This window comes from Actinomadura sp. 7K534 (assembly GCF_004348575.1).
Taxonomy (GTDB): Bacteria; Actinomycetota; Actinomycetes; order Streptosporangiales; family Streptosporangiaceae; genus Spirillospora; species Spirillospora livida.
Genome location: NZ_SMKB01000254.1, coordinates 1 through 9,794, shown reverse-complemented (window position 1 = coordinate 9,794; position 9,794 = coordinate 1). Strand labels below are relative to the sequence as shown.

General features: G+C 74.2%; 10 protein-coding genes. All 10 read right to left on the bottom strand.

The genetic code is table 11. From position 1 onward, the window contains the following. Nucleotides 1-29 precede the first annotated feature (29 nt). Nucleotides 30-1,139: an ABC transporter permease gene (locus E1266_RS31530; protein ID WP_243719118.1), complete on the bottom strand. Its 1,110-nt coding sequence runs from the start codon at nt 1,137-1,139 to the stop codon at nt 30-32. After that, the gene (locus E1266_RS31525; RefSeq protein WP_132053282.1) at nt 1,136-2,665 is read right to left on the bottom strand and encodes a sugar ABC transporter ATP-binding protein; all 1,530 of its coding nucleotides are present in this window, start codon (nt 2,663-2,665) and stop codon (nt 1,136-1,138) included. The genes E1266_RS31530 and E1266_RS31525 overlap by 4 nt, the downstream gene beginning before the upstream one ends. Nucleotides 2,666-2,689: 24 nt before the next feature. After that, on the bottom strand, nt 2,690-3,877 hold the full coding sequence (locus E1266_RS31520; protein ID WP_207946027.1) for an ROK family transcriptional regulator: 1,188 nt from the start codon (nt 3,875-3,877) through the stop codon (nt 2,690-2,692). Nucleotides 3,878-4,072: 195 nt separating this feature from the next. Continuing rightward, nucleotides 4,073-4,678, bottom strand: coding sequence for an ATP/GTP-binding protein (locus E1266_RS31515; RefSeq protein WP_132053280.1), 606 nt, complete (start codon nt 4,676-4,678; stop codon nt 4,073-4,075). Next, nucleotides 4,659-5,060 carry a DUF742 domain-containing protein gene (locus tag E1266_RS31510; protein ID WP_132053278.1) on the bottom strand — a complete coding sequence of 134 codons (402 nt, stop codon included), beginning with the start codon at nt 5,058-5,060 and terminating at the stop codon, nt 4,659-4,661. The genes E1266_RS31515 and E1266_RS31510 overlap by 20 nt, the downstream gene beginning before the upstream one ends. 1 nt (nt 5,061) lies before the next feature. Further along, nucleotides 5,062-5,505: a roadblock/LC7 domain-containing protein gene (locus E1266_RS31505; protein ID WP_132053276.1), complete on the bottom strand. Its 444-nt coding sequence runs from the start codon at nt 5,503-5,505 to the stop codon at nt 5,062-5,064. After that, nucleotides 5,502-8,111, bottom strand: a complete 2,610-nt coding sequence (locus E1266_RS31500) for a nitrate- and nitrite sensing domain-containing protein (protein WP_132053274.1) — start codon at nt 8,109-8,111, stop codon at nt 5,502-5,504. The genes E1266_RS31505 and E1266_RS31500 overlap by 4 nt, the downstream gene beginning before the upstream one ends. A gap of 78 nt (nt 8,112-8,189) precedes the next feature. Continuing rightward, nucleotides 8,190-8,828: an ATP/GTP-binding protein gene (locus tag E1266_RS31495; RefSeq protein WP_132053272.1), complete on the bottom strand. Its 639-nt coding sequence runs from the start codon at nt 8,826-8,828 to the stop codon at nt 8,190-8,192. After that, a complete protein-coding gene (locus tag E1266_RS31490; RefSeq protein ID WP_132053270.1) occupies nt 8,809-9,186 on the bottom strand; it encodes a DUF742 domain-containing protein in 378 nt (125 codons plus the stop codon). The genes E1266_RS31495 and E1266_RS31490 overlap by 20 nt, the downstream gene beginning before the upstream one ends. 6 nt (nt 9,187-9,192) lie before the next feature. Further along, the gene (locus E1266_RS31485) at nt 9,193-9,654 is read right to left on the bottom strand and encodes a roadblock/LC7 domain-containing protein (protein ID WP_207946026.1); all 462 of its coding nucleotides are present in this window, start codon (nt 9,652-9,654) and stop codon (nt 9,193-9,195) included. Nucleotides 9,655-9,794: the final 140 nt, after the last annotated feature.

Sequence of the window (9,794 nt, the reverse complement as noted above, 5' to 3'; positions counted from 1 at the left end):
AAGTGTATAAGAGACAGGGGTGAAGGGGGTCAGGTGGGCGAGCGGAGCCCGCGGCGCTGCAGCAGGACGGCGGCCACGATGATCGCGCCCTTGGCGATCAGCTGGTCGCTGGTCTGCAGGCCGTTCAGGATGAACAGGTTGGTGATGAGCGTGAAGATCAGGACGCCGAGGATCGACCCGACGACCGTGCCGCGCCCGCCGGTGAGCAGCGTCCCGCCGATGATGACGGCGGCGATCGCGTCCAGCTCGTACAGGTCGCCGTGCGTGCTGGAACCGGTGGTGGTCCGCGCCATGATGATGAGCGCGGCGATGCCGCAGCAGAACCCCGACAGCGCGTACAGCGCCAGGGTGTGCCGGCGGACGTCGATGCCGGCCAGCCGCGCCGCCTCGGGGTTGCCGCCGACCGCGAACGTCCGGCGGCCGAACGTGGTGCGGTTGAGCAGCAGCCAGCCCGCGAACGCGACGGCCGCGAAGATGTACACGACCAGCGGCAGCCCGAGCACCCGGGTGGTGGAGAGCGCCACGAGCGCGTCGTTCTCGGGCCGGATCAGCTGGGTCTTGCGGTCCGACATCCGCTGCGCCAGCCCCCGCGCCGCGACGAGCATCGCGAGCGTGGCGATGAACGGGACGAGCCGCCCGTAGCTGATCAGCAGCCCGGACACGACGCCCGTGCCGGTCCCGACGAGGATCGCGCACAGCGCCATCACCGCGGGCCCGTACGACTGCGTCGCCACGGTCGTCGCCCACACCGACGCCAGCGCCATCACCGATCCGACGGACAGGTCGATCCCGCCGCCGATGATCACGAAGGTCTGCCCGACGGTGATCACGCCGATGGTCGCGGCGAGCACCAGGATGGCGACCACGTTCCCCGACGTGGCGAAGTTCTCCGGCTGGGTCGCCAGGCCGACGCCGGCGAGCAGCACCAGCGCGGCGACCAGCCCGAGGTGCCGGATCTCCCCCGGCCCCCGCACCGCGGCGGCTCCAGTGCCGGCCGGCGGCCGCGGGCCGCCCGGGCCCTTGCCCACCGGGACGCGCTTGGCCAGCGAGACGAGCCGGCCGTCCGGCCCGCGCGCCTCCCTGCCTTCCGGCGGTGTCCGGGGGGCCGATCCCCCGGACCCCTGGCTCGTCTCGGTCACAGGGCGCTCCCTTCCATGATCATGTTGAGCACGGTGGCCTCGTCGAGCGCGCGGGCGTCGCCGGTGTGCACGACCCGCCCCTCGCGGACGACGAGGACCCGGTCGGCGAGCCCGAGCACCTCGGGGACCTCGCTGGACACCAGCAGCACCCCGATCCCGCGCCCGGCCAGCTCGCGGATCACCGCGTACAGCTCGGCGCGCGCGCCGACGTCCACGCCGCGGGTCGGCTCGTCCAGGATCAGCAGCCGCAGCCCGGCGGAGCCGAGCAGCCAGCGCGCCAGCACGACCTTCTGCTGGTTGCCGCCCGACAGCGTCACGACCGGGCGGGCCGGGTCGGGCGGCCGGATGTCGAGCGCCTCGATCTGCCGGCGCACGTCGGCGGTCTCGCGGCGCCGGTCGAGCCAGCCGAACGAGGCGTACCGGGACAGCCCGGCGACGGTGACGTTCCCGGCGACGGTCTCGTTCATCAGCAGCGCCTGGCTCTTGCGCTCCTCCGGCGCCATGCCCATGCCGCGCCGCACCGCCGCGCCCGTGTCGCCGGGGCGGACCGGGCGGCCGTCGATCAGCACCCGCCCCCGCGCGGGGCGCCGCGCGCCGTAGACCGTCTCCAGGATCTCGGAGCGGCCGGAGCCGACCAGCCCCGCGAGCCCGACGATCTCACCGGCGCGGACGCTGAGCGAGACGTCCTCGAAGGAGCCCGGGAGCGTCAGGTGCTCGACCCGGAGCACCTCGGGCCTGTCCTCCTCCGCCACGGGTTCGGGCCGCTCCGGGAACACGTACTCGACGTCCCGGCCGGTCATCAGCGACACGATCTGGTCGGTGGAAGTGATCCGGGCGGGCAGCCCGACGGCGACGGCCCGGCCGTCCTTGAGGACGGTCACCCGGTCGCCGATCTCCCGGATCTCCGCCAGCCGGTGCGAGATGTAGATCACCGCGACGCCGGCCGCGGTCAGCTCGCGGATGATGCGGAACAGGTTGCCGACCTCGTCGTGGGCGAGGGCGGCGGACGGCTCGTCCATCACCAGCAGGCGCGCCTCGTGCGACAGGGCGCGGGCCATGCTGACGACCTGCTTGCCCGCCGCCGGGAGCCGCCCCACCTCGCGGCGCGGCGGGATCTCCGCGTGCCCGAGCCGGCCGAGCAGCTCGCGCGCCGCCCGCTCGGCGTCGCCGCGGCGGGTGAAGCCGAGCGTGGACTTCTCGTGGCCGAGGAAGATGTTCTCCGCGACCGACAGGCCGTCCACGAGGTCGAGCTCCTGGTAGATCGTCGCGATCCCGGCGCGCATCGCGGCGTTCGGCCCGGCGAGCCGCACCGGCTCCCCGGCGAACACGATCTCGCCCTCGTCCGGCTGGTGCGCGCCGGCGAGCACCTTGATCAGCGTCGACTTCCCGGCGCCGTTCTGCCCGAGCAGGCAGTGCACCTCGCCGGGCCGGACGTCGAGGTCGACGCCGTCCAGCGCGCGGACGCCGGGGAACTGCTTGACGATGCCGCGCATGAGCAGCAGCGGTTCGGTTTCGGGCGAGCCCATCGGGCCTCCTCGGTGGAGAGGGGGTCAGGACGCGGAGAAGACGTGGTCGCTGATGAGGCGGGCGCCGCCGACCACCCCGGCGGCGCCGGCGAGCTCGGACAGCACGATCGGGAGGTTGCCGGTCGCGAGCGGCGCGGACCGGCGGTAGACGACGCTGCGGATCTCGGCGAGCAGCGCGTGGCCGAGCCCGGCGACGCCGCCCGCGATGATGACGAGGCCGGGGTTGAAGAAGCTGACCAGCCCGGCGAGCACCTGCCCGACGTGCCGGCCGCCCTCCCGGATGATCTGCACCGCGACGGGGTCCCCGGCGGCCGCCGCCTCGCCGACGTGCGCGGCGGACAGCGCCCCGTGCGTCTCCAGCAGCGCGGCGAGCCGGGACGACCGGCCCGACCTGGCCGCCGCCTCGGCGTCCCGGGCGAGCGCCGCGCCGCCGAAGTACGCCTCCAGGCAGCCCGCGTTGCCGCACGCGCAGATCGGCCCGTCGTCGTCGACGCGGATGTGGCCGATGTCGCCCGCGCTGCCTGACACGCCGCGGTAGATGGCGCCGTCCACGACGATGCCGCAGCCGATGCCGGTGCCGATCTTGACGAGCAGGAAGTCGTCCACGGCGCGCGCGAGCCCCGCGTGCAGCTCCCCGAGCGCCATCAGGTTCACGTCGTTGTCGACGAGGACCGGGCAGCCGAGCTCCTGGCCGATCGCGTCCCGCACCGGGAAGCGGTCCCAGCCGGGCATGATCGGCGGGACGACCGGCATGCCGTCGCGGAAGCTGACCGGGCCGGGGACGCCGATGCCGGTGCCGTGCACCTGCGTGACCAGCCCCTGGTCGCGCAGCTTGCCGAGCAGGTCGAGGGCCCGGTCGAGCACCACGGTCGCGCCCTGCCGAACGTCGCACTCCTCGCTGACGTGCCCGAGCACCTCCAGCGCGCCGTCGGTGACCGCCACGTCGATCGAGGTGGCGCCGACGTCGAAGGCGGCGAACCGCAGGTTCGGCGACAGCCGCACGATCCCGGACCGCCGGCCGCCCCGCGACGCCGCGAGCCCGGCGCCCTCCACGAGCCCGAGCTCGACGAGCCGGTCCAGCTCCACGGCCAGCTTCGACCGCGACAGCCGGACCACGTCGCCGAGCTCGGCGCGCGAGCGCGGGCCCTCGTCACGCAGCAGCCGCAGCAGCCGTGCCTGATGCACGTTCTGCGGGCGGGCCGACATGCGCATCACGCCGTCCTCTCAGGTCCTCCGGGACGAGACCGGGCCGGTGTGACCCCGGTCTCATGGCGAGAACGTAACCGGCTTTCGCCGCGTTGTGAAGACCTTTTCGTGATTGTGATCGAACTTTCTCCACTCAGAGGACAAAGCTGGACATGCGAAGGCCCCTGCCCAGGTCAGCGGGCAGGGGCCTGCGGGGCGACGCTAGTAGCTGACGGTCTGGCGGCCGCTCATCGTCCGCATGATGTGCTCGACGAGCGTGATGAGCACGCGCTTGGCGTCCTCGCGGTCGCGGACGTCGCAGTTGATGACCGGGATGTCGGGCGACAGGTCGAGGGCGTCGCGCACCTGCTCGTGCGAGTGGTGGCCCGCGCCGTCGAACCGGTTGACGCCGATGATGAACGGGACGCCGCGCCGCTCGAAGTAGTCGACCGAGGCGAAGCAGTCCGCCAGCCGGCGGGTGTCCACCAGGACGACCGCGCCGAGCGCGCCCTTGGCCAGTTCGTCCCACATGAACCAGAACCGGTCCTGGCCGGGCGTCCCGAACACGAACAGCACGAGGCCGTTCGGGAGCGTGATGCGCCCGAAGTCCATCGCCACGGTCGTCGTCGTCTTGGACGCGACGGCCGTGGTGTCGTCGATCCCGATGCTCTTCTCGGTCAGGGCCTCCTCGGTCCGCAGCGGCCGGATCTCGCTGACCGCGCTCACCAGGGTGGTCTTGCCGACGCCGAAGCCGCCGGCCACGAGGATCTTGACCGTCAGCGCGGAATCGCCCTGGGCGGCCGCCGCGTCAGAGCGCACGGATTCCATCGATCACTTCCTTGAGTACACGCTCGCCGGGGAACTGCGCCACCGGCGCGGGACGCCGGACCTGGATCAGCGAGTGGTCGAGCAGGTCGCCGAGCAGGACGCGGACGACCCCGAGGGGAAGTTCCAGATCCGACGCTATCTCGGCGACCGACAACGGGGTGCGGCAAAGCTCCAGGATCATGTCATGTTCGGGCTCCGGCGACCATTGGGACGCACGAAGTGCGGCCGAGTCGTCGTCGGACACGGCGGTCTCCACCGCGACGATGAGGGCGACCAGGTCGAACTCGACGCCGTCGTAGTGCGTCCGGCCGCCGGTGAGCGCGTACGGACGTACGACGGGGCCCGCGGCCTCGTCGTACCAGGCGCCGCCTCGCCCCTCCACCTCAAACGCCGCCCGGCTCGGCCGCGGCGACCCGCGGGTTGGCCGACAGGTGCTGGCCGACGCGGGTGACCAGCATCGCCATCTCGTAGGCGATGACCCCGAGGTCGGCGTCGGCGGAGGCGAGGACCGCCAGGCAGGCGCCCTTCCCGGCGGCGGTGACGAACAGGAACGACGACTCCATCTCCACGATCGTCTGCCGGACGGGCCCGCCGCCGAACGTCTCCCCGGCTCCGCGGGCGAGGCTCTGGAAGCTCGCGGCCACCGCGCTCAGGTGGTCGGACTCCTCGCGGGCCAGCCCGCTGGACGCGGCCATCTTCAGGCCGTCGCCCGACAGCACCACCGCGTTCTGCACCGGGGCGACCCGCTGGACCAGGCTGTCGAGGAGCCAGTCCAGCTCACCGCCTCCGCCCGGGACCTCGGCGCCGGGGTACTGGGCCTCTGTCATGGGGTGTCGTCCTCCTGGTCGGCTGGGTCTCGCGCGGCCTCCGCGTCGGCCGCGTCCTGTCTGCCAAGCTGCCAGCCACGCTGCATGGCGGACATCATCGATCGCAGTGCTTCGGGTGAGCGCGGGTCGTCCTCGTCCGGAGCGGTCCCGGGGGCGGGCGCGCCGTCGCCGGCGGCCCGGTCCGGTGCCGCCGGGGGCGCCGCGTCCGGCGGGACGGGCGCGCCGAGCGGCATCCCGGCCGGCTCGGGCCCGCGCGGCGGGCGGGCGGGCTCCGCCGGCGGCGGGTCGGCCACCGGCGGCGACTGGCCCTGGGCGGCCAGGTGCTCGTCGACCCGCTGCTTGAGCTGGGGCGCCAGGTGCTGCTGCCGCCTGCGCTTGGGCAGCTCGCCCGGCTTCAGCGGGGGCGCCTCCGGGCTCGCCCGGGCGGGCTCGGGCGCCGGGCGCTCCGGTTCGGCCCGCGGCGCCTGCTCCGTCGCGGGCCCGTCGGCCCGCTCGGCCTCGACCAGGCGGACGACGCCGCCCGTGTCGGCCGCCGGCAGCGCCGGGGCCGCCGCGGAGGCAGGCTTGGACGCCGACAGGGCCGGGGCGGTGCCCGGCAGCGTCTGCATGGGCCCGGTGAGGCGCCGCGCGGCCGGTTCGGTCTCTGGCTCGTCCACGATCAGCGAGGCGGGGATCAGCGCGATCGCGGTCGTCCCCCCGTACGGGGACTGGCGGAGCGTGACCTGGATGCCGTGCCGCTCGGCCAGCCGCGCCACGACGAACAGCCCGAGCTGCGCGCTGTCGGACGGGTCGAAGTCCGGCGGCCGGGCGAGCCGCGCGTTGGCGGCGCGCAGCGCCTCCTCGGTCATCCCGAGGCCGCGGTCCTCGACCTCGATCGCGAAGCCGTTGGCGACCGCGTGCCCGCTGACCCGCACCGGCGACTGCGGCGGCGAGAACGTGGTGGCGTTCTCCACGATCTCCGCCAGCAGGTGGATGACGTCGGCGACGGCGGAGCCGAGCAGCGCGACGCGCGGCAGCGGCTGCACCCGGACGCGCGGGTAGTCCTCGACCTCGGCGACCGCGCCGCGGACGACGTCCACCAGCGGCACCGGGCGGCGCCAGCCGCGGCCCGCCGTCTTGCCCGCGAGGATCACCAGGCCCTCGGCGTGCCGGCGCATCCGGGTCGCGAGGTGGTCGAGCCGGAACAGGTCCGACAGCTCCGACGGGTCCTCGGTGCGGCGCTCCATGGAGTCCAGGAGGCTGAGCTGGCGGTGCAGCAGCGCCTGGTTGCGGCGCGCGAGGTTGACGAACACCTCGCTGATGCCGCGGCGGGCCGCGGCCTCGCCCTCGGCCGACGCCACGACGGCCGCGCGGGCCCGGTCGAACGACTCGGCGATCTGCCGGATCTCGTTGATGCGGTAGTCGAGCTCGGGCGCCGGCTCGGGCTCGGCGGGCCGCCCGGCGCGGATCCGCTCCGCCAGCCGCGGCAGCCGCTGCTGGGTGAACTCGACCACGCCGCCGGCGAGCGCGCGGCACTCGCGGACCAGCCGCCGGGACACCCGGACGGCGAAGAACGACGACAGCACGATCGCGAGCAGCCCCAGCCCGCCGGCGAGGGCGAGCCGCGCGAACGTGCCGATCGCGATGCCCTGGGCGTGCTGGGTGAGGTCGTCGAGGACGTCGTTCTCCAGCTCGAACAGCTGGCCGTGGACGGCGTTGCTCGCGCTGCTCCAGGCGGCGGGCTCGATGACGGTGACCTCCCGCGCACCGCCCTGCGCCCCCTCCGGGAGCGCGCCGCCTCCCGCGGCGGTCCCGCGCTCGGCGGCCGCCGCGGGCGGCTCGGCGCCGTGGATGACCTCGTTCTCCATCCGCATCAGCTGCCGGGCCGGCGGGCCGCTCATCAGCCGCTCGTAGCGGGCGTGGAACCGGCCGGGCAGGTCGCGGGCGTTGTCCGCGTGGATCGTGTGGTGCGCCCCGACGAGCTTGGCGAACTCGGCGCGCTCGGCGGGCGAGATGCGGCCGGCGGCGAGCGCCCCGGTCAGCAGGGCGTCCTCGCGGGCCATGTACTCGCGGGCGCGGCCGAACGAGGTGAGCGTGCGGGCGCGCGCGGTTATCGAGCCGTCCGCCGGCGCGGTCGCGCTGTAGATCGCGAAGCCGGCGTCGATGAGCTCGTTGTACTCGCGCAGCACGTGCCCGCGCCCGGCGGCGCGGCCGTCGACGCTGCGGCGCAGCGCGTCGAGGCCGCCGAGCCTGGTGACGAGCCCGTCGATGCGGGTGACCACCTCGGGCATGATCGTCTCGCGCATGCCCTGGTCGCGGCTGCCGGCGCGGACCTCCCGGGCCGCCTTGTCGGTGGCCCTGCGCTGCTCCTGGATCTCGCTCGCGGCGGCCGACCGGGTGTCGCCGAGCCAGGACATCGACAGGCGCCGCTCCTTCTGCAGGCCGTCGATGAGCCGCTGCGTGGGCAGCACGGTCTTCTGCTGGAAGTTCCTGCTCTCCAGGAGCTGGTTCGCGTCGCCGTAGGTCATGCCGGTGAGGAGGACCCACAGCGAGGTCAACGCCAGCAGCGGGACGAGGACCAGCAGCGTGATCCTCGTCCGGATGGAGGAGAAACGGGGTGCGGCCATCACTGCTTCGGCACTCGGGGGCGGGACATGCGGGGGAAACCTCCCGATGCGTGGAGTACGGGGGTGTGCGGGAGCCTACTACGTCGCGGCTTCCCGGCGGTCGGGCGGACGCGGGACGTCCGGCGCGTCCGGCGAGTCGGGCCAGGTCAGCACGTGCTCCATCAGCGCCACCAGAACCTCCTTCGATGATTCGCGCCGCCGGACGTCGCAGAGCAGCACGGGGACGTCCGGGTCCAGGTCGAGCGCTATCGCGACGTCCTCGGGCCGGTGCGTGCGCCGGCCGTCGAAGCAGTTCACGGCCACCACGAACGGGACGCCGCGGCGCTCGAAGTAGTCGATGGCGGCGAAGCTGCCGGTCAGCCGGCGCGTGTCGGCGAGCACGACCGCGCCGATCGCGCCCGCGGCCAGCTCGTCCCACATGAACCAGAACCGCTCCTGCCCGGGCGTGCCGAACAGGTACAGCAGCAGCTGCTCCGAGAGGGTGATCCGCCCGAAGTCCATCGCGACGGTCGTGGTCGTCTTCGCGCCGACGCCGGACACGTCGTCGACCCCGACGCCGCGGTCGGTCAGCGGCTCCTCGGTGTGCAGCGGCCTGATCTCGCTGATCGAGCCGACCATCGTCGTCTTGCCGACCCCGAACCCGCCGGCGATCAGGATCTTCGTCGTGACGAGGGGACGGGCGCTCGTGCCGGTCCCGTCAGAGGGCGCGTAGGCCATTCAACACCTCCCGCAGCACTCCGTTCGGTGGGCGGCGGCCCCGGGCGGGCTCCACCTCGGCGACCACCGCGATCAGTCCCTCGTCCCGCAGGTCGCCGAGCAGGACGCGGACGACGCCGATCGGCAGGCCCAGGTCGGCCGACAGCTCGACCACGGGCACCGGGCGCGCGCAGGCGCGCAGCACCCGCGCGTGGTCGGGGCTGTAGCGCAGCCGGTCGCCCGGGGGGACGCCGGTCGCCGCCACGACCGCGATCAGCTCGAAGCCCTCGCCCTCGGGACGGGTCCGCCCCCGGGTCATGGCGTAGGGACGCACCAGCGGACCGGCCTTCCGGTCCAGCCACCGCTCTGAGGAGGCCATGGCCGGTCACCGGCTCCGCGGCGAGGTCCCCCCGGCGCTTCCGAAGCCCTCACCCGCCGTCTCGTGCTCGGCTCCGAACCTGGGGCTCGCCTGCAGGTGCTGGCCGACCCGCTTGACCAGCACCGCCATCTCGTAGGCGACGAGGCCGGCGTCGGCCTCCGCGTCGGCCAGCACGGCGAGGCAGGTGCCGTCGCCGGCGGCCGTCACGAACAGCAGCAGCGCATCCATCTCGATGATGGTCTGCCGCACGTTCCCGCCGGCGAAGTGCCGGCCCGCGCCGCGCGCCAGGCTCTGCACTCCGGACGCCAGCGCGGACAGGTGCTCGGCGTCCTCGCGGCCCAGGTCGGTGGAGGCCGCGATGGCCAGGCCGTCCCGGGACAGGATCACCGCCTGCCGCACCGCCGTCACCCGCCCGGCGAAGTCGTTGAGCAGCCAGTTCAGCTCACCGGTCGCGGTGTGGTGCATCATCGCTCCCCCTCGTCGCCCACGTCCGACGCGCGCCCGCGCCGCCATCCCTGCTGTATCGATGCCATCAGCGAACGTGCCTCCTCAGGCGAGCGGGCGATGCCCCCTGACGCACCGCCGTCGAGGCGGGGCGGGGGCGGCGG

Coding starts and splice junctions, on each gene's coding strand:
- E1266_RS31485 (WP_207946026.1), bottom strand. CDS start 9,654: ATGATGCACCACACCGCGACCGGTGAGCTGAACTGGCTGCTCAACGAC.
- E1266_RS31500 (WP_132053274.1), bottom strand. CDS start 8,111: ATGGCCGCACCCCGTTTCTCCTCCATCCGGACGAGGATCACGCTGCTG.
- E1266_RS31515 (WP_132053280.1), bottom strand. CDS start 4,678: ATGGAATCCGTGCGCTCTGACGCGGCGGCCGCCCAGGGCGATTCCGCG.
- E1266_RS31520 (WP_207946027.1), bottom strand. CDS start 3,877: ATGCGCATGTCGGCCCGCCCGCAGAACGTGCATCAGGCACGGCTGCTG.
- E1266_RS31505 (WP_132053276.1), bottom strand. CDS start 5,505: ATGACAGAGGCCCAGTACCCCGGCGCCGAGGTCCCGGGCGGAGGCGGT.
- E1266_RS31495 (WP_132053272.1), bottom strand. CDS start 8,828: ATGGCCTACGCGCCCTCTGACGGGACCGGCACGAGCGCCCGTCCCCTC.
- E1266_RS31490 (WP_132053270.1), bottom strand. CDS start 9,186: ATGGCCTCCTCAGAGCGGTGGCTGGACCGGAAGGCCGGTCCGCTGGTG.
- E1266_RS31525 (WP_132053282.1), bottom strand. CDS start 2,665: ATGGGCTCGCCCGAAACCGAACCGCTGCTGCTCATGCGCGGCATCGTC.